This is a genomic window from Polaromonas jejuensis NBRC 106434, from assembly GCF_001598235.1.
Lineage (GTDB): Bacteria > Pseudomonadota > Gammaproteobacteria > Burkholderiales > Burkholderiaceae_C > Polaromonas > Polaromonas jejuensis.
The window spans coordinates 311759-336003 of the sequence record NZ_BCYO01000002.1; the positions used below are offsets into that span (position 1 = coordinate 311759).

Consider the following 24245-nt stretch of genomic DNA (forward strand, 5'->3'; position numbering starts at 1 on the left):
ACACGGCGGCTCACTGCGTGGGCCGCCGCGCACCAGCGCAGCAAGACCCCAGGCGGTCGGTGCGCACCGCGGATTCCTTCCTCGAATTTGCCGCAGCGGTCAGCCCCTCACAAACAGGGTCACCAGCGGATCCGGCCCTGCCTGGCAACTCCAGTGACCGTGCACGGCGGCATCGAAAACCGCTCCCGTCGGCAAGGTATCGGCCGAATAGAAATGCTCGCCAGGCTTGAACACGCGGGAGCTTCCGTCCTGCAGGCCAATCTGCATTTCACCGCCGAGGACGAACACCCACTGGGGCGTTCCCGTGCAGTGAAACTGGCTGCGAAAGCCCACCGGACTGTGGCGCAACTGATAACCGGGAGAGGCGAACACCGCCGACAGCATGGAAGCCGGCGTGCCATCACTCAAAGCCATCGGCTCTTCACGGAATTTCGCGCGCCCGTCGCTGTCGGTGAATAAAACCACTTTGGTAAAAACAGTCATCTCAGGCCCCGAAAGCGATCTGGACCTTCATGGCCTGGCGCTTGTCGCCTGCCAGTTCGAAGGCTTCGTTCGCATGCTCAAAATCGAGCGTGTGGCTGATGACGGGCCCACCGTCGATCAGGCGCTGATTCAGAAAGCGCACGGCAACGGCAAATTCCGTATGGAAGCGGAAGGTACCGCGCAGTTCGAGTTCCTTGCCGACGATCTGGTTCAGCGGCAACAAAATGTCGCCGCCCAAGCCGATGGCGACGATGACACCGCGCGGCGCCACCACATCGAGCCCGGCGCGCAGCGCCTTGTCGCTGCCCGAGGCTTCGAACATCACGTCAAACTGCCCTTTCTCGCGCGCATAAGGCGCAAGGCCATCGGCTTGCGTCGCAAGGTTGATGGTTTCGTCAGCGCCCATTTTTTTGGCGCAGGCCAGGGGCACATCCGCCAGGTCAGCCGCGACAATCTGCGCGGCACCGGCGCGGCGCAAGGCGGCGATCAGCAAAGCCCCTATCGGGCCACAGCCCGTGACGAGCACGCGCTTGCCGAACACCGACCCGGCCCGGGAGATCGCATGCAAGCCCACCGACAAGGGCTCGGCCAGCGCCGCTTCAGACAGTGGCAGCTCATCGGCTACCGCGTGCGCCTGGCTGGCATCAATCACCAGCGTTTCACGAAACGCGCCCTGCACATGGGGAAAACGCATCGCGCTGCCGTAAAAACGCATGTCGCTGCAATGGTTGTGCTGGCCCAATTGGCAGAACCTGCAAAGGCCGCAGGGCCGCGAGGGCGAAATAGCGATACGCTGGCCGACGTGAAATCCGGCCACCTCGCTGCCAACACGCTCGACGACGCCTGAAACCTCGTGCCCCAGCACCATCGGCTCCTTGATGCGCACCGTGCCAAAACCTCCATGCTGGAAATAGTGCAGATCGGAGCCGCAAATGCCGCCGAAAGCGACGCGTACCCGCAACTGCTGCGGACCCAGTGCCTCGGCCGCGAAGCTGTCCAGGCGCAGATCCAGCGGGGCATGACAAACCAGTGCGCGCACGGCGTTCTCCAGAAAGTGTTGATCGGACCGTCAAAGGGTGGCGGTGACGCCGCCATCGACATAGAGGATGTGACCATTGACGAATGCCGAAGCGTCGCTGGCCAGGAACACGGCGGCGCCCGCGAGGTCATCGACATCGCCCCAGCGCCGGCTTGGCGTGCGGCCCAGCAGCCAGGCACTGAACTGCTCATCCTGCACCAGTTTTTCGGTGAGCTCGGTTTTGAAATAACCGGGCCCGAGACCGTTGACATTGATGCCGTAGGGCCCCCAGTCGATGGCCATGCCCTTGGTGAGCATCTTGACAGCACCTTTGCTCGCCATGTAGGGCGCGATGTTGGGACGGCCCAGTTCGCTTTGTACCGAACAGATGTTGATGATCCGGCCACGCCCGCGCGGGATCATTTTCCGCGCGACGGCCTGCCCCACCAGGAACACGCTGTCCACGTTGGTCTGCATGAGCTCGCGCCAGTCGGCCTCGGGAAAATCATGCAAGGGCATGCGTTTTTGCAGGCCGGCGTTGTTGACCAGGACATCGATCGCCCCGTGTTCGCCTTCAATGGCGTCCACCGCGGCCTGCACCTCATTGGCCTGGGTCACGTCAAACACATGCCCCTGCACCTGCAGGCCTTCGCCGCGCAACGCAGCCACCGCCCGTTCCAGCTTGGCAGCGTTCCGGCCATTGAGCACCAGGCGGGCACCGGCCTGGCCAAGCCCGCGCGCGAGCGCCAGGCCGATTCCGCCGGACGATCCGGTAATCAGCGCGAGGCGCCCGTCAAGCCTGAAGGTCGTGGAGGTAATCATCGGAAAGAAGCTTTCAGGAGGTTCGGTTGGTCAGCCGGGCGACAATCGTGTTCACGATCGAATCCGGGGTTTGTGCGACGTCGAGTGTCAGTGCGTTTTCTTCTGGTCCCGGAGGCTCCAGCGTCGCAAACTGGCTGTCCAGCAACGAGGTGGGCATGTAGTGGTCAGCGCGGGCCGCCATGCGGGTCGCCAGCAAATCGTAGTCCCCATGCAGGTGGATGAGCCGCAAATCAGGTGCGCCGCTGCGCAGGATGTCGCGGTACGAGCGCTTGAGCGCAGAGCACGACACCACGATGCCATGCCCCTGGGCGCCGGCGGCCGCCAGCCGCCCAGCCAGGGTTTCCAGCCAGCCCTGGCGGTCAGCATCGGTCAAAGCAACGCCCGCCGCCATGCGCGCCACATTCTGCGCAGGGTGCAAATCGTCACCCTCAAGAAAATCGACACCCAGACGCTGTGCCAGCTGCTGCCCTACAGAGCTCTTGCCGCAGCCACTCACGCCCATCACCACCACCTTGCACGACATCATGCTTGACCTGGTGGTTCACTCCAGCCGATTGCCGCTGCCCTCGTCAAACACATGGGCTTTGGCCGGATTGATCTCGAGCCTGACCATGTCGTCGGGCTGCACGCTGGTGCGGCCGTGCATCACCACGATCACCTTGGCCTCCCCGACCTGCAACAAGAGCTCGGTCTCGGCGCCCGTGGGCTCTACCACGATCACTCGCGCCGCAATTCCCTCACCGGAGGTCGAGAGACGGAGGTCACCAGGCCGTGCACCGTAATGCACACGCTGGCCGTCCGATCCCTGTGCCAGCACACCTACTGGCCAGTGATGGCTCTCGGACTCTACCCAGCATCGACCATCGCTGCGTCGCAAGGTGCCTTGCAGCACATTCATCGCCGGCGAACCGATGAACTGCGCCACAAACAGGTTGCCCGGCCGGTCGAACAGTTCCAGCGGCGTGCCTATCTGCTCGATGATGCCGTCATGCATGACGACGATGCGGTCTGCCATGGTCATGGCCTCGATCTGGTCATGCGTGACATAGACCGTGGTGGTTTTGAGCCGCTGGTGCAAGGCCTTGATTTCAGCGCGCATGGCCACGCGCAGCTTGGCGTCGAGATTGGACAAGGGCTCGTCAAACAGGAATACCTTGGGATCACGCACGATCGCCCGCCCCATGGCCACACGCTGGCGCTGGCCCCCCGACAGTTCACGCGGGTAGCGCCCCAGCAAGGCATCCAGGTTCAGGATGCGCGCCGCGTCGGCCACGCGTTTTTCAATCAGCTGCCCATCGGCCTTGCGCAGCTTCATGCTGAAAGCCATGTTGTCGCCCACGGTCATGTGGGGGTACAGCGCGTAGCTCTGGAACACCATCGCGATGTCTCGGTCCTTGGAATCGAGGTCATTGACCACGCCTCCGTCGATGGCGATCTCACCCCCGCTGATTTCTTCCAGGCCGGCCAGCATGCGCAACAGGGTTGACTTGCCGCAGCCCGACGGACCGACCAGAACCACGAACTCACCGTCGGAGATGTCAAAACTGAGGCCTTGAATGATCTTGATCTTGCCGAAAGACTTTTCAATATTACGAAACGAAACAGATGCCATGATTTTGAATTCCCAGATCAGCTTTTCACGGCACCGGCGGTCAGGCCCGACACCATATAGCGTTTGAAGGTGTAATAGATTGCCGCGGGAGGCAGCGCGTAAATGAGGCCAGTGGTCATCAGCAGCTCCCAGGGCGAGTCGTCGGCCGACAGGAAGCTGCCCAGCGCCACGCCCAGCGTCATGCTGCGGTCGTTCGACAGCAGCAGGAAAGCGTAAAGGTATTCATTCCATGCCAGCAGCAGGGCGTAGGTGCCCACCGCCACCAGCGACGGCACCATCAGCGGCAGGTACACCAGCCGAAAGAGCTGCAAGGGTGAAGCCCCGTCCATTTTGGCGGCTTCATCCAGCTCATACGGCAGCTTGTCAGAGGCCTGCTTGAGCACCCAGATGCAGTAAGGTGCTGCGATCGTGACCATCGCCAGGATCAGCGCCCACTGGCTGCCGAGCAAGCCGTAATTGCCCATGGTTTTGTACATGGGGACGGCCAGGAACGCGGCAGGAATGAAGTAGGTGAACAGCGCCAGGTTCATGACCGTGCGCCCTCCGCGCACCTTCAGGCGGCTGATGGCAAAGGCCGCGGCGGTCGCCACGAACAAGGTGATCGCACCCACTGCAACGGCGATGATCAATGAGTTCCCCATCTGCAACCAAAAATAATTGAGGTAGTGATGTTTTTGCATGAACACCACCTCAAAGTTGTCCAGCGTCGGCGCCTTGGGCCAGAGCCGGCCCGAGGTGGCCGAGTCGCGTGGCGAGATGGCAAACAGAAACAGGTGGTAGATCGGAATCATGGTCCAGATGAGCAGCGGGATGCCAATCAGCAGCAGCTTGGCCTCGGTGGTGATGGCCTTGAGGGTGATGCGCTTTTTCATTTCGACCTCCGACGAGCCGCCTCTGGGATGGCGATGGCCCCCTCGGGGGGCAGCGAACGAATGTGAGCGTGGGGGTTCATTTCGAGAGCCGTTTCATCATGAAGTACACCAGCGGCAGCACCAGGGGCATCGCCACCACGATGGACGCCATGGCCAGGTCAACCTGGTCAAGCCGCAGATAGCGAATGCCCAGCGTGGCCAGCACATGCGTCAAGTCGGCCGGGCCACCGCCTGTGAGCAGGTACACGCTGTTGAAGTCGCCCAGTGTCCAGATCATCGACAGGATGCTGGAAGTGAGGTAGATGGTGCGCATCGACGGCCAGGTGATGAATTTGAATTTTTGCCAGTTGCTGGCGCCGTCCACCGAAGCGGCTTCATACTGCTCGGCAGGAATGGACATGCGGGCTGAGACCAGAATCAGGGTCCAGAACGGCAGCGACTTCCAGATGTGCATGAGTATCGAGAACATCAGCGCCAGGGTGGGGTCGTTGAGCCAGTTGGGACCATCGATGCCGGTGAGCTTGAAGATCACGGTGTTAATCACGCCCCACTCGGGGTTGAGCATGAAGCGCACCGACAGGATGGTGGGAATGGAAGGCACCGCCCAGGGGATGATGAACAGCAGCGAGAGCCATTTGATCCAGGTGCGGGCCTGTACAAAAAACCCGGAAAGCAGCAAGGCAACTGCCATCTTGATGTTGATGCCAACCACCAGAAAAATAATGGTGTTGATGACGGTGCGAAAAAATACCGGATCGTCAAACAATGCGACGTAACTCGCTGGGTGGCGCGCCAGCCATAAGCCATAGCCAACCGGATACAGCACAAAAATCAGGAAGACAAGGAGGTAAGGCACTACCAGTACCAATCCCCAGAATTCCCATGAACTCATGCCTTTCCGGACAGGGCCAGGCACAGCTTGCTGCACAGGGATAGTCATTGTGCTCATAAAGTCCTGCAATACAAAAGATATCTAACCGAAGAAGATGGGTCACCCCAGACGGGCCGGGGTGACTTGTGCGACTCCCTATGGTTTGCCTGGTTCAGCCACCGTCTTGATACGGGCGATCATTTCGTCCACCGCTTTGTCAACGGGTACTTTCTCGTTGATGATGCGGTTCATGGCCTTCGCCCAGACATTCTCGTTATTGAGCACGGTGAACTTGTAGTTCTTGGTGAACTCAAACGGCACGGTGCCGGCCGCATACTGGGCGTGTACGGCCTTGCGGTGCACGTCAGCTTTCCAGAAATCGCTGGCCTGGCCCACCTTGGTCACCGGGAACCAGCGGCCCAGAGAGCCCTCCACATACGGTGTCAAGTTGATCTCGTTCATGAAGAACTGCACGAACTCCTTGGCGCGCGCCTTGTTCTTGGAGTCGGCGAACACCACGCCGGTCTTCACCGCCGTGCGGTACACCATCTTGCTGCCATCGGGCTTGTTCGGAAAGCCTGCCGTCGCAATGTTTTCGTAGTAGGCCTTCTTGCCCTTGGCGCGGTCTTCGGCGCTGAGCGACGTGTTGTTGGCATCATCCAGCCACTTGGCGGCGATCGAGATCGTGGCGTTGTGCGTCATGATGGTGGTGCGGTTGTGAAACGCCACGTTGTTGTCCGGGTCCTTCCAGCTGGTGGAAGACGGCGGCGTGCAGCCCTTGGCGTAGACACTGGTGTAGTCCTTCATGGCGGAGATCAGGCCGGCACGGTTTTTAGGATCGTCCAGCAGCAGCTTGCCGTTGTTGTCCACCATCTTGACGTTGTAGGCGTCGGCAAAAGTCAGGAAAGAATAGAACGAGTCGGATGAGTCCACGCCCAGGGGCTGGCCGATACCGAAGGTGCGGTTGCCGGTGGCTTTGCGGTGCGCAGGCTGCGCCTTGTCGCACCAGAAGGACCAATAGTCAGCCCACTTGGTAGGGATGTCCGACTCCTTCAGACCCGCCTCGGCAAGCATGTCTTTCCAGTACTGGATATGCATGGTCTGCTGCTTCATCGGGAACGCGTAGTAGGCGCGCTTCTTGGCAACATCGTTGTACAGGTAGGTGGTCTCAAGCGTGTTGGGTGTGAAGTTGGCCTTCAAGGGCACCAGCACATCGCTCAGGTCTTCCAGCTTGCCGTCGTAAGCCCACTTGGCGGTGACCTGAAAGTCATACACGTCGGCATAAGCCACATCAGGCGGATTCTTGGAATCCAGCGCCGCCACGGTCTTTGGAATCATGTCCTGAATCGGATATTGCGAGAGCTCAACCTTTGTCTTGGTTTTGGCTTCGAACTTTTTGATCACATCAAACAGCGCTTCGTCTTCAGCTTTGTAAAAGCCCTTGACCCACCAGACGGTGAGCTTTTCCTGCGCGACCGCGTTGCCGGCCGAAATCAGGCCGGTCGCGATCATCGCGGTTGCAAGAATTGTCTTGAGTTTCATTTGACGCTGTCTCCTGTGCTGGGTGGTTATGAAAGGACTGACGGAAAACTCAGGTCACCTTGATCGGCCGCGCGGGCCGGCTCAAGCGGGGCAGGCGGCGACGCGAACCGAGCACCTGCTCGATATCCTTGTGCGCGCCATCAATCAGTATCAGAATGGCTTTTTCAGCCCGCGCAGGATCACGCGCGATCACCGCATCAAGCACGGCCCGATGCAACGGCAGCGACGACTTCGGGCCGTCTTTCTTGGCGGTTGAAATCTCGAAGCTGGTGCGCAGCAGCGCATTCAGCGCCTTGCTCATCTGCACCAGCATCCGGTTTTGCGCGGCGTGCAACAGACCCTGGTGGAAGCGAAGATCGAAAGTCACGTAATCGCCACCCTTTTCGATCGCATGCTTCATGCCCGCATAAGCCGCCTCGATGGCCGCGATGTCGTCGGCCGTGGCCCGTACCGCAGCCAACCTCACGGCCGCAGGCTCAACCACCCGGCGCAGGTCTTGCAAGTCACGTACAAACTCGGGCGTGAAGCCAGCCTTGGCCTGCCAGGTAATCACATCCGGGTCAAACCAGTTCCACTGGTCCTCCGTCAGCACCCGGGTTCCCACCTTGGGACCGGTGACGATCAGGCCCTTGGCGACCAGCGACTTGACGGACTCGCGCACCACCGTACGGCTAACACCCAGTTCCTCACACAGCATCGATTCGGAGGGAATCGACCCACCCACGGCATAACGACCCGAAACGATGGCCTCGCCGAGCAGATCTACCGTGTTGCCATGGACGTTCTTGATCATGATTGGGTGTCGATTTTGATTACTATCATATGATGATTGAAAAACAGATTTGCTAAGGAAAACCCGAAGTCAAGGTACATCCGGGGTGCTCTTGCTACGCGCTGATTGACCGACATTCCGGGACCGGGCTCGGCAGCGGCTGACCGGCGAAATGGGCGTGCAGATTGGCCACCGCCAGATCGGCCATGGCCTGGCGGGTCTGCCGCGTGCCGCTGGCCATGTGCGGCGTCAACACCACGTTGTCCATGCCCCGTAGCGCTGCCGGCACATTGGGCTCGTTCTCGAACACATCCAGGCCGGCGCCAGCGATCACGCCGTTTTGCAGCGCCTCGACCAGCGCAGACTCATCCACCACGGAGCCCCGCGCCACGTTGATCAGATAGCCCTGCGGCCCCAGCGCCTTGAGCACGTCGGCATTGACCAGCTTGCGGGTGCCCGCGCCACCGGGCGTGATCAGCACCAGAAAATCCACTTCAGCGGCCAGCGCTTGCGCACTCGGATAGTAGCGGTAAGACACCTCCGGCTTTTGATGGCGCGTGGTGTACGCAATCGACATGCCAAACGCCCGGGCCCGATCCGCGATCGCCTGCCCTATGCGACCCAGCCCGACGATGCCCAGTCGCGCACCTGACACCTTGCGCGCCAGCGGCATCGGTCCGTTGAGCCACTGGCCTGCACGCACATACTGGTCAGCCTGTGGAATGCGGCGCGCCACCGAAAGCATCAGTCCGATGGCCAGATCGGCGACATCGTCATTCAGCACACCGGGCGTGTGCGTCACCGGCACCCGCCGCTCCATGGCGGCCGCCACGTCGATGCCGTCGTAGCCTACGCCCATGACCGAAATCATTTCCAGCGCCGGCAACTGGTCCATCAAGGCGCGCGGAACCTTGGACTCGCCGCCGCCGGCTATCGCACGGATTCGTGGCGCGGCCTTTGCAAACGCCGCAGCGTCGGTTTCATGAATGCGGTCGTGCACGGTATAGGCCTGCTGCAGCGGCTCCATCAGGAATGGCGGCAGTTTGGCGACCACCAGGACTTCGGGTTTTAACAAGGGATTCTCCTCATATCGACGGACTTGCAGAAGTGCCTGTAATCAAGCATTATTGTCTTACCATAATATGATTGAAAAAATTCCGCAAGCTCGACTTCCCTTCCTTCCTTTTCCTTCAACACCCCAAAGACCATGAGCTCACCACCCAAAAAGAAACCCGAAGAACTTCGCAGCCAGCAATGGTTCGGCCGCCAGGACCGCGACGGCTTTGCCTACCGCAGCTGGGTCAAGGGCAAAGGGGTTCCACACGACCAGTTCGACGGCCGGCCGGTTATCGGCATCTGCAACACCTTCAGCGAGCTGACGCCGTGCAACAGCCATTTCCGCACGCTGGCCGAACAGGTCAAGATCGGCGTCTACGAGGCCGGCGGCTTTCCGCTCGAGTTCCCCGTCATGTCGCTGGGCGAAACCCTGCTGCGACCAACCGCCATGCTGTACCGCAACCTCGCCAGCATGGATGTGGAAGAAAGCATCCGCGGCAACCCGATCGACGGCGTGGTGCTGCTGATGGGCTGCGACAAGACCACCCCTTCGCTCTTGATGGGCGCGTCCAGCGTCGATCTGCCGACCATCGGCGTGTCCGGCGGCCCCATGCTCAACGGCAAGTGGCGCGGCCAGGAACTCGGCTCGGGCACGGGCGTGTGGAGCATGAGCGAGCAGGTGCGCGCCGGCACGCTTAAACTCGCTGACTTTTTCGAGGCCGAAAGCTGCATGCACCGCAGCCACGGCCACTGCATGACCATGGGAACGGCCAGCACCATGGCCAGCATGGTCGAGGCGCTGGGCATAGGCCTGCCGGGCAATGCCGCCTACCCGGCCGTCGATGGCCGCCGCAATGTGCTGGCGCGCAACGCGGGCCGGCGCATCGTCGAGATGGTCCACAGCGACCAGAAAATTTCCAGCATCCTCACGCGCGAGGCCTTCGAGAACGCCATCCGAACCCTGGCCGCGATCGGCGGTTCGACCAATGCGGTGATCCACCTGATCGCGATCGCGGGCCGCCTCGGCGTCCAGCTCAGCATCGATGACTTCGACCGGCTGGCCAGCGAACTGCCTTGTCTCGTGAACCTGCAGCCTTCGGGCCAGCACCTGATGGAGGATTTCTGCTACGCCGGCGGCCTGCCCGTGGTGATGAAGGAAATCCAGCACCTGCTGCACCGGGACATCGTCACCGCCAGCGGCAAGACCGTGGCCGAGAACATTGCCGACGCGCAGAACTACGACCCGCGCGTGATCAAGAGCTTTGCCGAACCCTTCAAGGAGAAGGCCGGCATCGCCATCCTGCGCGGCAACCTCGCGCCGCGCGGCGCCGTCATCAAGCCCAGCGCCGCCACGCCCGAACTCATGGTGCACACCGGCCGCGCCGTGGTGTTCGAGAACAGCGACGACTTCCATGCGCGCATCGACGACGACAACCTGGACGTGGACGAAACCTGCATCCTGGTGCTCAAGAACTGCGGCCCCAAGGGCTACCCCGGCATGGCCGAGGTCGGCAACATGCCGCTGCCGCCCAAGATCCTGCGCAAGGGCATCACCGACATGGTGCGCATCAGCGATGCGCGCATGAGCGGCACGGCCTACGGCACGGTGGTGCTGCACACCGCGCCCGAAGCCGCGGCCGGCGGCCCGCTGGCCGTGGTCCAGAACGGCGACATGATCGAGCTCAACGTGCCCGCGCGCCGGCTGCAACTGCTGATCAGCGACGAGGAACTCGCCAAACGACTGGCGAACTGGAAGGCGCCAGCGCCGCCGCTGGACAGCGGCTACTGGAAGCTCTATGTGGACCATGTGCTGCAGGCCGACGAAGGGGTCGATCTTGATTTTCTGGTAGGCAAACGCGGCTCGTTTGTACCGCGCGACAACCACTGACAGTTTTTCATGACCAAGAAATCAGTGCGCAATGCCCGGCTTCAGTCCCTAAAGCTTTTTCGGGTCTCATCTTCCGGCTGCCCCGCATGGAACGCGGCCGGGATCATGGACATGTCCTGGATCGCCACTCCAAAAACCGGATGAGACATGTACGGCTGACACGTTGGTTGATGCTGATGACAGTCTGATTCTTTCATGCTACAAAGTTTCAGATTCAAAAAAGCAACCTCAAGGAGACCATGGCTGCCGTTCAAATCAGGGGGGTCGAAAAATATTTTGGCGCAACCCATGTCATTCGCGGCGTGAACATCGACATTGAGGACGGCCAGTTCACCGTGCTCGTGGGCCCGTCAGGCTGCGGCAAATCCACCCTGCTGCGCATGATTGCGGGCCTTGAAGAAATAGGCGGTGGAGAAATCCTCATCGGCGGCAAAGTGGTGAACAACATGATGCCCAAGGAGCGGGACATCGCAATGGTGTTCCAGAACTACGCGCTCTACCCGCACATGACCGTGCGCAACAACCTGGCCTTCAGCCTGATGCTGGCCAAGCAGTCCAAGGCCATGGCCGATGAGCGGGTCATGAAGGCCGCCGACATCCTGGGCCTGGTCGATCTGCTCGATCGCTTCCCGCGCCAGCTGTCCGGTGGACAGCGCCAGCGCGTGGCCATGGGACGCGCCATCGTGCGAGACCCCCAGGTGTTCCTGTTCGACGAACCCTTGTCCAACCTTGACGCCCAGTTGCGGGTGCAGATGCGCACCGAAATCAAGGAACTGCACCAGCGCCTCGAAACAACCTCTATCTATGTGACGCACGACCAGATCGAGGCCATGACCATGGCCGACAAGATTGTCGTGATGCGCGATGGCATCGTCGAACAGACCGGCTCGCCGCTGGAGTTGTACGACCGTCCGGTCAACCGGTTTGTGGCAGGTTTCATCGGCTCGCCGGCCATGAATTTCCTGCCTGGTGTGCTCAAGCGCAGCGCCGGCGCCGCCACCGTGGAGTTCCGTGACGGCCTGTCGCTGCCGGCGCCGATCCATGCGGGCGGCCAGGACGGCCAAAAAGTAATTTACGGCACACGGCCCGAACACATCGATCTGGCCGATGCGGGTGACGGCGTTGCGACCGTAGTGCTGGTGGTCGAGCCCACGGGAGCCGACACCCAGATCTTCACCAAGATCGCCGGCGTCGAGGTCACCAGCGTGTTTCGTGAGCGCCATGCGTTCAAGCCCGGTGAAACCATCCGCCTGCGACCCGACCCCGCCCGCGCCCATTTGTTTGATGCTGCCAGCGGAATGCGCTTGGCAGGCTGAGTGCTTGACTGCGCCAAGCGGCGCCCGGTTTTTGTTGCTTGACCCAAACTGAAGGAGACATCCATGTCCGGTTTCAATCGTCGCAAATTCCTCAAGAAAACATCGGCAGCCGCCGGTGCCGCCGCGGTCGCGCCCATGCTCTGGCCCACAGCGGCCCAGGCCCAGTGGAGCAACCAGCCCGAAAAAGGCGCCAAGTTGCGGGTGCTGCGCTGGAGCCAGTTCGTGCAGGGCGACATCGACGCCTACATGGCCAACGTCAAGAAGTTCATCGACAAGACCGGGATTGAGGTACGCGTCGACAGGGAAGGCTGGGAAGACGTGCGCCCGAAAGCCGCGGTCGCCGCCAACACCGGCGCCGGCCCCGACATCATCCTGTCGACCAACGACGACGCCAACCTGTACCCCGAGAAGTTGCTCGATGTGACCGACCTATGCGAATACCTCGGCAAGAAATACGGCGGCTGGTATCCGGTGTGTAACGCCTTCCTGCGCCCCGACGGCAAGAAGTGGATAGGTGTTCCGCTCGGCGCAGCCGGCTCGATGATGGTCTACCGCGAGAGCATGTTGAAGGCGGCGGGCTTCGACAGCTTTCCGAAAGATACCGACGGCTTCCTGAAGATGATGAAGGCGCTGAAGGAAAAGGGCACGCCCGGCGGCATGGCGCTGGGCAACGCAACTGGCGACGGCCTGTGGTGCAACTGGCTGATATGGGCCTTCGGCGGCAAGCTCGTCGACACCAACAACAAGGTCGTCATTGACAGCCCCGAGACGATCAAGGCGCTCGAGTACGGCAAGGAGCTGTACGCCAACTTCATCCCCGGCACCTTGTCGTGGCTCGATCCGAACAACAACAAGGCCTTCCTGGACGGACAGATCAGCGTCACCAACAACGGCATTTCGATCTACTACGCGGCGAAGAATTCGCCCGACCCGAAGTTGAAGGAGATCGCGCTCGACATCCAGCACGCGACGTACCCGATCGGCCCGGTCGGCGTGCCGACCGAGTCGCAGCTGTTCTTCAACCAGATGATCATGAAGTACACCAAGTATCCGAAGGCGGCCAAAGAGTTCCTGCGCTTCATGATGGAGCAGGAACAGTACGACCCCTGGCAAACGGGCTGCGGGGGCTATGTCGCGCCGCCGCTGGCGGCCTACGCGAAGGGCGCCGTCTGGACCTCGGACCCGAAGAACACGCCGTACCGCGATGCGGTCAAGAACATGCGGCCGGCCGGCTACGCCGGCAAGCTCGGCTATGCATCGGCGGGCGCGGCGGCCGACTTCATCGTTGTCAACATGGTGGCCGAAGCGGCGAGCGGCGCGAAGACGCCGAAGGAAGCGGCGGAGCGGGCGCAAAAGCGCGCCGAGCGCTATTACAAGGTCTGATGGTGCGTGCCTGTTGACGCCCCTTCCACCGAGGACCCGACAACCCAGGCTGGCTGGGCGGCCAGTCCGGGTTGCAAGATAACTTGCCTTTCCCTTCACGGCAGGACTGACTGAACTTCACCATGCTGCAAAAACTGCAAAACAACCGCAACGCCCTGGGCTTGATTTTCATGCTCCCGGCTGCGGTATTGCTGGTGCTGTTCCTGACGTATCCGCTCGGACTGGGCATCTGGCTGGGCTTCACCGATGCCAAGGTCGGACGTCCCGGTGGCTGGATCGGTCTCGAGAACTACAAGTTTCTGCTGGGCGACAGTGTCACCCAACTTGCCTTGTTCAACACGCTGTTCTATACGACGGTCGCGTCGGTGCTGAAGTTCTTTCTGGGACTCTGGCTCGCGATCCTGCTGAACCGCAACATCCGTTTCAAGACCTTCTTCCGTGCCGTCATCCTGCTGCCATACATCGTGCCGACGGCGCTGTCGGCGATCGCCTTCTGGTGGATCTACGACTCGCAGTTTTCGATCATCAGCTGGGCGCTGGTCAAGACGGGGCTGATCGACCACTACATCGACTTCCTCGGCACGCCGTGGAACGCGCGCTTCGCCGTCATCGCTGCCAACGTCTGGCGCGGCGTGCCCTTCGTCGCGATCACGCTGCTGGCGGGCCTGCAGACGATTTCACCCTCGTACTACGAAGCGTCGGCGATCGACGGTGCCACACCATGGCAGCAGTTCTACCATGTCACGCTGCCGCTTTTGACGCCGATCATCGCGGTGGTGATGACCTTCTCGGTGCTGTTCACCTTCACCGACTTCCAGCTGATCTACGTGATCACCCGCGGTGGCCCGCTGAATGCGACGCATCTGATGGCGACCCTCGCATTCCAGCGCGCGATCAATGGCGGTGCGCTCGGCGAAGGCGCGGCGATCGCGATCGCGATGGTGCCGTTCCTGCTCGCTTGCATCATGTTCAGCTTCTTCGGTTTGCAACGCCGGGCCTGGCAACAGGGAGGGGCCGATAAATGAGCAGCACCACCGATGCCGACTCCGGCGGCATGAGCTTTCTGGAATCGGTACCGCGCCGCGCGGTCACGGTGTATCTGCCGCTGCTCGTGTTCCTGTTCGTGCTGCTGTTCCCGTTCTACTGGATGGCCATCACGTCGGTGAAGCCAGACGCCGAACTGCTCTCGCGCGAAGGCAACCCCTTCTGGGTGATTGGACCGACCCTGACGCACTTCCACAAGCTGCTGTTCGAAACCTCATACCCCGCGTGGATGTGGAACACGGTACTGGTATCGGTCGTGTCGACCGCCTTCTCGCTCGCGGCGGCGGTGCTCGGCGCCTATGCGATCGAGCGCTTGCGCTTTCGCGGCTCCAAGCACGTCGGGCTGGGGATCTTCCTCGCCTACCTGGTGCCGCCGACCATTCTGTTCATCCCGCTGGCCAACGTGGTGTTCAAACTCGGTCTGTTCGACACGCGCTTGGCGCTGATCCTGACCTACCCGACCTTCCTGATTCCGTTTTGCACCTGGCTGCTGATGGGCTACTTCCGTTCGATTCCGTTCGAGCTCGAGGAGTGCGCGCTGATCGACGGCGCCAGCCGCTGGCAGATTCTGGTCAAGATCGTGCTGCCGCTGGCGGTGCCGGGGCTGATCTCGGCCGGCATCTTCGCGTTCACGCTGTCGTGGAACGAGTTCATCTACGCGCTGACCTTCATTTCGTCGTCGGAGATCAAGACGCTGCCGGTCGGCGTTGTGACCGAGCTGGTGCAGGGCGACGTCTACCAATGGGGTCCGCTGATGGCGGGTGCCTTGCTGGGCTCCTTGCCCGTAGCCATCGTCTATTCCTTCTTCGTCGAATACTATGTCTCCGGCATGACGGGTGCGATCAAGGAATAAGACCGTGAAGCTTCAAGGGCTACTGGAAGCTCTACATCAACCATGTGCTGCAGGCCAATGAGGGTGTTGACCTGGATTTTCTGGTGGGCAAACGCGGCTCATTCGTGCCGCGCGACAACCACCAAGCCGATGGCATCGCCCGGGTACGGTGCGGGTACCAGCCTTGGCCGCACCGGCGGGTACCATTGGGATCTAAAAACGCACTGGCCTGCCCTGGCAAGCCTCGCGTTTTTTCTTCGCGTCCCGGCCAGGAGCAACTGACTCCGGGACGCGCAAGCCGCTGTGTTTTCAGGAAGTTCAATGCCACCCACGAAATTTGAGAAGGCCGCGCCCGGCGCGGCCATGATGGCGTTCAGGCAGACCCGCGAAGGCCTGCTCAACGCCCCGCATGACCCAGGACAAGGAGTTTGCGCATGCGCCGCCTGGTAGCCGTCGACTGGGGCACCTCATCGCTGCGCGGCGCCTTGATCGAATCTGATGGGCAGGTGCTTGAAGAGCGCTCCTTTGCACGCGGCATCCTGAGCGTGCCAGCAGGCGAATTCCCCAGCGTTTTTGAAAGCTGCTTCGGCGCCTGGATGGCCCCCGGCACCCTGTGCCTGATTTCGGGCATGGCCGGCAGCCAGCAAGGCTGGCGCGAAGCCCCCTACTGCGCCTGCCCGGCGGGTTTTGGCGACATTGCCGCGCAGCTTGAATGGGTGGAGCCTGGCCGCATCGCCATCGTGCCGGGCTTGAGCGTAGACAGCGGCGGCGTGCCTGACGTGATGCGCGGCGAAGAAACCCAGGTGTTCGGCGCCCTGCAGCTGCTGGGCCTGGACAACACCCGGCTGGTGCTGCCCGGCACACACAGCAAATGGGTCACCGTCATCGATCGCCGGGTCACGGATTTTTCGACCTGGATGACCGGCGAGCTCTATGCCCTGCTGCGCCAGCATTCCATTCTGGCCCGCACGCTTCCGGCAGGCGACCCGGCGCCGGATGCCAGCGCTTTTGACCAGGGTGTGGGCCATGCCCTGCGCGGCCCTGGCCTGCTGAACACGGCGTTCAGCACACGAACCCTGTCATTGTTCAAGCGCCTGCCAACCGACGCCCTGCCCAGCTACCTGTCCGGACTGCTCATTGGCGAGGAACTGAAAGCCCAGACCCTGCAGCGCGGCGAGTCCGTGGTGGTCATGGGCGCCGAAGCCCTGACGGCCCGCTACGAGCAGGCCCTGGCGCAACTGGGCGTATCGGTTCAGCGCGTCGGCGCCGGCGCCACCTGGCGCGGCTTGCGCGCCATTGCCGACACCCTGACCATCGCCTGAGTACACACACACCCAAACCTCAACTGGACGCCGCCCCATGAACGCACACCAAAAACTCGCCCACGCCCTGCAGACCATCCCGCTCGTCGCCATCCTGCGCGGGCTGACGCCTGCCGAGGCGCTGCCGGTCGGCCAGGCGCTGGTGTCCACCGGCTGGACACTGATTGAAATCCCGCTGAATTCGCCGCAGCCGCTGGACAGCATTGCCGCCATGGCGGCCGCCTGTCCCCAGGCCCTGATAGGCGCCGGCACCGTGCTGACACCTGAAGACGTCCGCAATGTGCAGGCCGCGGGCGGCCGGCTGATCGTTTCACCCAACTTCAACCCGGCGGTCGTGCGTGAAGCGGCACGCCTGGGCCTGGTCTGCCTGCCCGGCGTGATGACCGCCAGCGAAGCCTTTGGCGCGCTCGAAGCCGGCGCCACCGGCCTGAAGATTTTCCCCGCGGAAATGATCACCCCCGCCGTGGTGAAGGCGCTGCGCGCCGTGCTGCCCGCCGACGCCGTGGTGCTGCCGGTGGGCGGCATCACCCCGGACAACATGCGCCCCTACTTCGCGGCCGGCGCCAATGGCTTCGGCATCGGATCGGCCCTGTACAAGCCCGGCACCCCGGCCGCCGAAGTGGCCGAAAACGCTATGAAGTTCATAGCATCCTGCACCGGCACCATCAGGGCATGAGCAGCATTTCGCCCAAAAATCCTGCCGCCATCTGGTTCGGGCTGGCGGATCGCGTCTGCATCGTCACCGGCGGCGCCCAGGGCATTGGCGAGGCCTGCATCCGCCGCTTTGCGCGTGAAAACGCCAAGGTAGTCATTGCCGATATCGACGACGCCCGCGGCTCGGCTCTGGCCAATGAGCTCGGCGGCCTTTACGTGCATTGCGATGTGGGCGACAAGGCCCAGGTCGATGCGCTGGTCGCCCAGACCCTGGCGGTGCATGGCCGCATCGACGTGCTGGTGAATAACGCCGGTATTTTCAGGGCGGCCGATTTTCTGGAAGTGACCGAGGCCGACTTCGACGCCGTCCTGCGCATCAACCTCAAGGGCGCCTTTTTGGTGGTCCAGGCCGTGGCGCGCGAAATGGCCAGGGCCGAAGCAAGACAGGGCATAGGCGGGTCCGCCTCGCGGGGCAGCATCATCAACATGAGCTCGGTCAACGCCGTGCTGACCATTCCCACGATCTCCAGCTACAACGTCAGCAAGGGCGGCATCAACCAGCTCACGCGGGTGATGGCACTGGCGCTGGCCGACAAGGGCGTGCGCGTCAACGCCGTGGCGCCCGGCACCATTGCCACCGAGCTGGCCGCCAGGGCCGTGCTGACCAGCGAAGAAGCCAAGGCCAGCATCATGAGCCGCACGCCCATGAAGCGCCTGGGCGAGCCTTCCGAGATCGCCGACACCGTGGCCTACCTGGCCAGCGATGCGGCCAGCTACATCACCGGCGAGATCGTGGTGGTCGATGGCGGGCGGATGACGCTGAACTACACCGTGCCGGTGTAGAACACGCCCCGCCGAGAAGGATCAGGGTCCGTCAAGACCGGCTTTCGCCCCCCAGAGCGGGCCCTACCCTGAACCCCTTAACGGCCAATCAGGGCGCAATAGGCCTGGCGGGTATCGGGCGCGACCGCGTCAACCAGCTGTTCATACGATGTTTTCTGACGGCCCAGCATGCGCGCAGAGGCGACCGTTTTGGACTTGCAAAACCAGTGGCAGGTGTGCTGCAGCAAAAATAGCTCGGCAGACAAGGTGAAGGCCTTGCTCTTCGGCGTTCTGTTGAGGCTGTTCTTTGCTGCGTTGGTGATGCCTTGCGCGTGAATGGCCAAAGCCTTGCGCAGGTCAAACGTGGCCTTGGGGAAAAGCTTGTCGGCATAGGGAATCGCCAAGGCCAGTTTGCTCACGCGCGCGTCAGCCTCTTCAACCCGGGAAAACTCAGCGACAAAACTATTGAGTTGATCACACAACGCCGTCTCGGTGGTCTCCAGCAGACGCCAGATCTGTTCACGACGCGCGGGATCGCCTTCCCCAAGCGCCCGCAGATAGCCCTCGGTCAGGCTTTCCATCAGTTTTTCAATCTGGTATTTCCTGAGATAGCTGCCCAGCAGGGCGATGCGCCTGCTCTGGTATTTCGACTTGAGCATGTGGGCGCCAATGGCGACAAGAACCACCAGAACAAAGATATCCATGACTGCGTTTTCTCGGGGAGGTGTGAGCAGCTCTAGAGTGTAGTCACCGCAAGCCCCTGAACCGCTTGACAACAGAGGCCTTGACTGCCCGCGCAATGAGAGGAGGCAGTGGCCGGGTGGTTCTGGGCGATAGCTGCCGCTGATCACGGCTATTGCCTAAAAGCCTAAAATTCCGCATGCCTTCCAAGACCACCCCCAGCGCCAAAGCCAGCGCGGCCCCGGCCGCCGACGGACTTTTCACCGACGATGCGCCAACCACCCGCTGCGCCTGGTGCCAGGCCACGCCGCTGTACCGTCATTACCACGACACCGAGTGGGGATTCCCGGTGGCGGATGAGCGCAGGCTGTTCGAAAAAATTTGCCTGGAAGGCTTTCAGGCGGGCCTGAGCTGGCTGACCATTCTGAACAAGCGCGAGGCCTTTCGCAGCGCTTTCGCCAACTTCGACGCCGAACAGGTGGCCCGCTTTGACACGCACGACGTCAAGCGCCTCGTCGGCGACGCAGGCATTGTGCGGCACGCCGGCAAGATTGCCTCGACCATCAACAACGCCCAGCGCGTGATCGAACTGCGCCGTGAATTTGGCTCGCTGGGCGCCTTCGTCTGGCGGCTCGAGCCCGATGCCGCCAGCCGGCCCGCGCGCATCACGCCGGATGCCCTCAAGGCCATGACAGGCTCACCGGCCTCCGTGGCGCTGTCCAAGGACCTGAAAAAACGCGGCTGGACCTTTGTCGGACCGACCACCATGTATGCCTTCATGCAGGCCATGGGCCTGGTCAATGACCACCTGGAGGGCTGCGCCAGCCGCCAGGCCGCGCTGGCGGCGCGCAAGGCCTTCAAGCCGCCCCGCTTATAACCAGCGGGCCTTCCTGAAGCGCCAGTAGAGCAAGATGCTGGTAAAGACAATCAGGCCCAGGGCCATCACATAGCCGTAACGCCACTTGAGTTCCGGCATGCCTTCAAAGTTCATGCCCCAGATGCCCGCAAACGCGGTGCAAACCGCAAAAATACTGGCCCAGGCCGCCAGGCGCTTGGTCACTTCACCCTCTTCAATGGTCACCATCGCCAGGTTGACCTGGATGGCCGTGCCTATGGTGTCGCGCATGTTGTCGATAAGGGCATTGATGCGCGACAGGTGGTCGACCACATCGCGGAAATAGTCCTGCACGCCGACACAGATATGCGGCACCCGGCCACCGTGCAGCTTGCCCGCCCCTTCCAGCAAGGGAGCCACTGCGTGCTTCAAAATCGTCACGCGGCCCTTGAGGTCGTACAGCCGCTCAATGTTGGAGCGGGCCCTGCCTTTGGTGAAAATCTCCCGTTCAATGGTTTCCAGCTCGGTTTCCAATTCGTCGAGTATGGGAAAGTAGCGGTCCACCACCGCATCCATCAGCGCGTAGAGCACAAAGCCCGAGCCGTGCCGCAGCAGTTCGGGCTCCCGCTCGCAGCGCTCGCGCACGCCCAGAAACCCTTTCTGGCTGCGGTTGCGGACCGACAGCACGTAGTTGCTGCCGGTAAATACATCGACCTCGCCAATGGTGAGCTCCCCGGGATGGTCCGGCACGGGCTCGACAAGGTGCAGCACGGAAAACAGCGAGGCGCCGTACTCCTCGATTTTTGGCCGCTGGTGGCCGTGCCGTGCATCCTCGACGGCCAGCTCATGCAGGCCGAACTCGTGCTGCATCTCCTCGAGCTCTGCCGGCGTAGCGTCCCGCAGCGCCACCCAGACGAAAGCCTCCGGCCGGGAAATATAGCTGCTGATCTGGCCCACTGGAATATCGGCCAGCTTGGTGCCGTTCTGGTAGACCACGCAATTGATGAGCATCTGATGTCTCCCGCAAGTTGGCTGCCTGCGTGAATTCTGGCACAGCGGCGTTCCGGCGCAATGGCAGAAACGCCGCCCCGGAATCGGAAAGCGCAGCCCTGGACCGCGCTGGCGGCAAGGGCGGCTTTCACGCCACCGCTTCAGAGCCTGCGCGGCACCACCAGCTTGTAGACCGATTGCTGCAGCACATCGCCATGCTGGTTGCGGGTTTCGCTGCGCACCACCACCATGCCGCGGTCGGGCCGCGAACGTGAGGGCGTGACGCTGACCACTTCAGTCTCGACATGCAGCACATCGCCGGGCCGCGTGGGTTTGGGCCAGCTGATCTCGCCGCCGGCGCCTATGATCCCGCCCGCAAGCGGCAGGCCGCCGCCCACCAGCAGGCGCATCGTGATGGCCGCTGTGTGCCAGCCGCTGGCAGCCAGGCCGCCAAACAGCGTGGCCTTGGCCGCTTCAGGGTCCAGGTGAAAGGGCTGGGGATCGAACTGTGCAGCAAAGGACTTGATTTGCGCCTCGTCAAGCGCATGCTCCGCGCTGGTGAAGCGGTCACCCACCTGGAGGTCGTCCAGGTAACGTGCAGATGCCGCGCTGACGTCAGATAGGCTGCTGTTCATGATCGCTTTCCTTGCGGGTTAAGACACATTAAGTCAACGGCTTTTGGACAACTGAATCAACCGGGCTGGATACGGCGCAGCAGCGTGGCCGTGCGGCAGGGCCATCCGACACGGCCGAACCATGCGCCACCGGCGATGGCGGCGGCGATCACCACGCCGTAGACCACCAGCCCCGCACCCTGCGCCACAAACACCTGCATCAAACCACCACCCCAGCGGATCGCGAGCCAACCACCGATGGCAGCCACCGCCAGCCGCGCGATGTTGCCGGCGACAGGCCACAGCAATCGCCCTGCCCCTTGCGAAGCAAAATACAGCACCAGCGCAACCCCGAAAAACCCATAGAGCGGGCCGACCGCGCGCAGATAGAGGGTTCCAGCCTCCAGCATGGCGGGGTCCGTGCCGAACAGCGAAAGCCATGCGCGCGGAAAGGCCGCAGCCGCAAGCCCGATCGCCTCGGTCAGCGTGAAAGCCATGGCCGCGCCTATCCAGGTCGCGCGGAGTGCGCGCTCATGCTGGCCCGCGCCCATGCAGGTGCCGACCATCGCCACCAGAGGCGCGCCCAATCCGAACACCAGCGGCACCAGCAGGTATTCAAGCCGCGCGGCCGTGCCGTAACCCGCAATGGCTGCAGGCCCGAAGCCGCCGGCAAGCGAGGTCGCCACCCCGATGGACAGGTTGGTCGCCAGCGTGGAAATGGCGCCAATCAGGCCAATGCGCAGGATGTCGCGAAACAGCAGCCAGCGCAGTTTCACGTTCGCCAGCGAGGGTTTGAGCAAGCTGCGGTCCGACCACAGGTAGGCCGCGAGCGCCAGTGTGCCGACCAGGTAGTACAGCAACAACGCGAGGGCGCCACCGGCGATGCCGAGCGCCGGCACAGGGCCCCAGCCGAAGATCAGCAGCGGCGACAGCGGCACCAGCGCGATCACGCCCACCACGGTCACATTGGCCGGCACCGTCATGTTGCCGGTACCGCGAATCACCGCCGCGAGCGAATTGAACAGCCACACCAGCATCGCCCCCGCAAACACCCAGTGCGAGTAGGTGACGGCCGCTTGCAGCGAAGCGCCGCTGCCGCCCATTTGCGCATACAGCCAGCGGCCGCCAAGCAGCAGCGCCAGCGAAAACGCCAGGCCAAAGCCCAGCGCAATCACGATGGCGTGCAGCACCAGCGCATCGGCGTCATCGCGCCGCCCAGCCCCCAGTGCGCGCGCGATCGATGAGGCGATGCCGCCGCCCATCGCGCCGGCCGAGGTCATTTGCATCAACATCACAATCGGGAACACCAGCGCCATGCCGGCCAGCGCATCGGTGCCAAGCTTGCCGACGAAGTAGGTTTCGATCAGGCCGGCGGCGGCCTGCGCGACCATCACCAGGACATTGGGCGCGGCCAGGCGCAGCAGGGTAGCCCCTATGGGCGCCTCCAACAGCAGGCGCGTGCGCGGGTCTATGGTGTTCACGGCGCGCTGCCCGCCGGTTTAAGAACGGCAAAGGGCGCGGGCTGGGGCCGGCGTATCAGCATCACAATCGCTGACGCGAGCAGGCAAGCAGCGCCCGCTGCATAAAGCGCAGGCGTGTAGGTCAACAGCAGCGTGCGCGTCAGGCCCGCGCCGTAGGCGGCGGTGGCTGCGCCGATTTGATGGGCCGCAAAAATCCAGCCAAACACCAGGCCTACTCGCTCCTTGCCAAAGGTGGCGCCGGCCAGCTTGACGGTGGGCGGCACCGTGGCAATCCAGTCCAGGCCGTAAAACATCGCAAAAAACGACAGTCCGTATAGCGAGAAAGTCGAATGTGGCAGCCAGAACAGCGACAGGCCGCGCAGGCCGTAGTACCAGAACAGCAGCTTGCGGTTGTCATAACGGTCCGACAGCCAGCCCGACATGATGGTGCCGGCAAAGTCGAACGCGCCCATCATGGCCAGCACCGAGGCGGCCGGTATGGCCGTCATGCCGTAGTCGCCGCACAGCGAGATGAAATGCGTCTGCACCAGGCCGTTGGTGCTCAGGCCGCAAATAAAGAAAGTGGCAAACAAAATCCAGAAGGTCTTGTTGCCCAAGGCTTCGCGCAGCGCCATAAACGGCGTGCGGAAATTCATGGCCGGCTGCACTGCCGGCACGGCGCCGGGCACAAAAACCTCACCCAACGGAGCCAAGCCCAGGTCGGACGGCCGGTTGCTGATCAGGCACAGCGCCAGCACGGCAATCAGCACGCAGCCGATAAAAAGAGGAATCACCGCATAACGCCAGCCAGCATGCTCTATCAGCCAGGCAGCAACCGGCAAAAACGCCAGCTGCCCGGTGGCGGAACTGGCCGTGAGCACGCCGATGACCAGCCCGCGCCGCGCGGTGAACCAGCGGTTGGCCACCACCGCGCCCAGCACCAGCGCGGTCATGCCGGTGCCCACACCCAGCATCACGCCCCACAAGATAAACAGATGCCACAACTGCGTGGCCTGCGTGGCCAGCGCCATGCCTGTGCCGACCAAGGCCAGACCGGTGCACATCACGCGGCGCAGGCCGTAGCGCTCCATCAGCACGGCGGCAAACGGGCCCATCAGGCCAAACAGCGCAAAACGCAACGCCAGCGCGGAAGAAATCTGCTCATTGCTCCAGCCAAACTCCTTGCTTAGCGGCTGCAAGATCGCGCCCGGCAGGCCCAACGCCGCAGACATGGTCAGCATGGTCAAAAACGTGACCGCGGCAATCACCCAGCCGTAATAAATGCCACGCTTTTGCAGCCAGGTGGAGATATGTTGCGCAAACATAGAAGCCCTCGTGAAATTGGAAATACCTTGA

24 protein-coding genes are annotated in these 24245 nt (G+C 62.4%); 9 read left to right on the forward strand and 15 right to left on the reverse strand.

Features of this window, described 5'->3' with window-relative positions:
* Positions 1–99 precede the first annotated feature (99 nt).
* From PJE01S_RS03965 to PJE01S_RS04010, 10 genes are all read right to left on the reverse strand, one after another.
* A complete protein-coding gene (locus PJE01S_RS03965) occupies positions 100–483 on the reverse strand; it encodes a cupin domain-containing protein (protein ID WP_068831826.1) in 384 nt (127 codons plus the stop codon).
* Position 484: 1 nt separating this feature from the next.
* Positions 485–1522: an L-idonate 5-dehydrogenase gene (locus PJE01S_RS03970; RefSeq protein ID WP_068831827.1), complete on the reverse strand. Its 1038-nt coding sequence runs from the start codon at positions 1520–1522 to the stop codon at positions 485–487.
* 30 nt (positions 1523–1552) lie between these two features.
* Positions 1553–2323, reverse strand: coding sequence for a glucose 1-dehydrogenase (locus PJE01S_RS03975; protein ID WP_068831828.1), 771 nt, complete (start codon positions 2321–2323; stop codon positions 1553–1555).
* 13 nt (positions 2324–2336) lie between these two features.
* Positions 2337–2846, reverse strand: a complete 510-nt coding sequence (locus tag PJE01S_RS03980) for a gluconokinase (RefSeq protein WP_377371786.1) — start codon at positions 2844–2846, stop codon at positions 2337–2339.
* 18 nt (positions 2847–2864) lie between these two features.
* The gene (locus PJE01S_RS03985; RefSeq protein ID WP_068831830.1) at positions 2865–3935 is read right to left on the reverse strand and encodes an ABC transporter ATP-binding protein; all 1071 of its coding nucleotides are present in this window, start codon (positions 3933–3935) and stop codon (positions 2865–2867) included.
* Between the two features lie 17 nt (positions 3936–3952).
* Complete coding sequence (locus tag PJE01S_RS03990; protein WP_068831831.1) at positions 3953–4807, reverse strand: carbohydrate ABC transporter permease; 855 nt, start codon at positions 4805–4807, stop codon at positions 3953–3955.
* Between the two features lie 76 nt (positions 4808–4883).
* Positions 4884–5699, reverse strand: a complete 816-nt coding sequence (locus PJE01S_RS03995) for a carbohydrate ABC transporter permease (RefSeq protein WP_245660585.1) — start codon at positions 5697–5699, stop codon at positions 4884–4886.
* A gap of 135 nt (positions 5700–5834) precedes the next feature.
* Positions 5835–7220 (reverse strand): ABC transporter substrate-binding protein, encoded by a 1386-nt coding sequence (locus tag PJE01S_RS04000; RefSeq protein ID WP_068831833.1) that lies wholly within the window; start codon positions 7218–7220, stop codon positions 5835–5837.
* Positions 7221–7269: 49 nt separating this feature from the next.
* Positions 7270–8013 carry a FadR/GntR family transcriptional regulator gene (locus PJE01S_RS04005; RefSeq protein ID WP_068831834.1) on the reverse strand — a complete coding sequence of 248 codons (744 nt, stop codon included), beginning with the start codon at positions 8011–8013 and terminating at the stop codon, positions 7270–7272.
* A gap of 94 nt (positions 8014–8107) precedes the next feature.
* Positions 8108–9067, reverse strand: a complete 960-nt coding sequence (locus PJE01S_RS04010) for a 2-hydroxyacid dehydrogenase (RefSeq protein WP_068831835.1) — start codon at positions 9065–9067, stop codon at positions 8108–8110.
* Between the two features lie 132 nt (positions 9068–9199).
* Between PJE01S_RS04010 and PJE01S_RS04015 the strand changes: the two genes are divergently transcribed.
* The 8 genes from PJE01S_RS04015 to PJE01S_RS04050 all read left to right on the forward strand — a co-directional run bounded on the left by PJE01S_RS04015 (position 9200) and on the right by PJE01S_RS04050 (position 18330).
* Positions 9200–10936 (forward strand): IlvD/Edd family dehydratase, encoded by a 1737-nt coding sequence (locus PJE01S_RS04015; protein WP_068831836.1) that lies wholly within the window; start codon positions 9200–9202, stop codon positions 10934–10936.
* Positions 10937–11175: 239 nt separating this feature from the next.
* On the forward strand, positions 11176–12252 hold the full coding sequence (locus tag PJE01S_RS04020; RefSeq protein ID WP_068831837.1) for an ABC transporter ATP-binding protein: 1077 nt from the start codon (positions 11176–11178) through the stop codon (positions 12250–12252).
* Positions 12253–12315: 63 nt separating this feature from the next.
* The gene (locus PJE01S_RS04025; protein ID WP_068831838.1) at positions 12316–13635 is read left to right on the forward strand and encodes an ABC transporter substrate-binding protein; all 1320 of its coding nucleotides are present in this window, start codon (positions 12316–12318) and stop codon (positions 13633–13635) included.
* Positions 13636–13757: 122 nt separating this feature from the next.
* Positions 13758–14660, forward strand: coding sequence for a carbohydrate ABC transporter permease (locus PJE01S_RS04030; RefSeq protein WP_068831839.1), 903 nt, complete (start codon positions 13758–13760; stop codon positions 14658–14660).
* Positions 14657–15532, forward strand: a complete 876-nt coding sequence (locus PJE01S_RS04035) for a carbohydrate ABC transporter permease (protein ID WP_068831840.1) — start codon at positions 14657–14659, stop codon at positions 15530–15532. Before PJE01S_RS04030 ends, PJE01S_RS04035 begins: the two co-directional genes overlap by 4 nt.
* A 413-nt stretch (positions 15533–15945) precedes the next feature.
* Complete coding sequence (locus PJE01S_RS04040) at positions 15946–16833, forward strand: 2-dehydro-3-deoxygalactonokinase (protein WP_068831841.1); 888 nt, start codon at positions 15946–15948, stop codon at positions 16831–16833.
* Between the two features lie 37 nt (positions 16834–16870).
* A complete protein-coding gene (locus PJE01S_RS04045; RefSeq protein ID WP_068831842.1) occupies positions 16871–17509 on the forward strand; it encodes a 2-dehydro-3-deoxy-6-phosphogalactonate aldolase in 639 nt (212 codons plus the stop codon).
* Complete coding sequence (locus tag PJE01S_RS04050; protein ID WP_068831843.1) at positions 17506–18330, forward strand: SDR family NAD(P)-dependent oxidoreductase; 825 nt, start codon at positions 17506–17508, stop codon at positions 18328–18330. Before PJE01S_RS04045 ends, PJE01S_RS04050 begins: the two co-directional genes overlap by 4 nt.
* A gap of 77 nt (positions 18331–18407) precedes the next feature.
* Here PJE01S_RS04050 and PJE01S_RS04055 read toward each other — a convergent pair whose 3' ends face one another.
* On the reverse strand, positions 18408–19013 hold the full coding sequence (locus PJE01S_RS04055) for a hypothetical protein (RefSeq protein WP_068831844.1): 606 nt from the start codon (positions 19011–19013) through the stop codon (positions 18408–18410).
* A gap of 176 nt (positions 19014–19189) precedes the next feature.
* Here PJE01S_RS04055 and PJE01S_RS04060 point away from each other — a divergent pair, with 176 nt between their 5' ends.
* Positions 19190–19867 (forward strand): DNA-3-methyladenine glycosylase I, encoded by a 678-nt coding sequence (locus PJE01S_RS04060; protein WP_068831845.1) that lies wholly within the window; start codon positions 19190–19192, stop codon positions 19865–19867.
* Here the strand turns inward: PJE01S_RS04060 and PJE01S_RS04065 are convergent.
* The 4 genes from PJE01S_RS04065 to PJE01S_RS04080 form a co-directional block, all read right to left on the reverse strand.
* Positions 19862–20836, reverse strand: coding sequence for a magnesium and cobalt transport protein CorA (locus PJE01S_RS04065; RefSeq protein ID WP_068831846.1), 975 nt, complete (start codon positions 20834–20836; stop codon positions 19862–19864). The genes PJE01S_RS04060 and PJE01S_RS04065 overlap by 6 nt on opposite strands.
* A gap of 140 nt (positions 20837–20976) precedes the next feature.
* Positions 20977–21450, reverse strand: coding sequence for a MaoC family dehydratase (locus tag PJE01S_RS04070; protein WP_068831847.1), 474 nt, complete (start codon positions 21448–21450; stop codon positions 20977–20979).
* A gap of 56 nt (positions 21451–21506) precedes the next feature.
* A complete protein-coding gene (locus PJE01S_RS04075) occupies positions 21507–22910 on the reverse strand; it encodes an MATE family efflux transporter (RefSeq protein ID WP_068831848.1) in 1404 nt (467 codons plus the stop codon).
* Positions 22907–24214 (reverse strand): MFS transporter, encoded by a 1308-nt coding sequence (locus PJE01S_RS04080; RefSeq protein ID WP_068831849.1) that lies wholly within the window; start codon positions 24212–24214, stop codon positions 22907–22909. The genes PJE01S_RS04075 and PJE01S_RS04080 overlap by 4 nt, the downstream gene beginning before the upstream one ends.
* Positions 24215–24245: the final 31 nt, after the last annotated feature.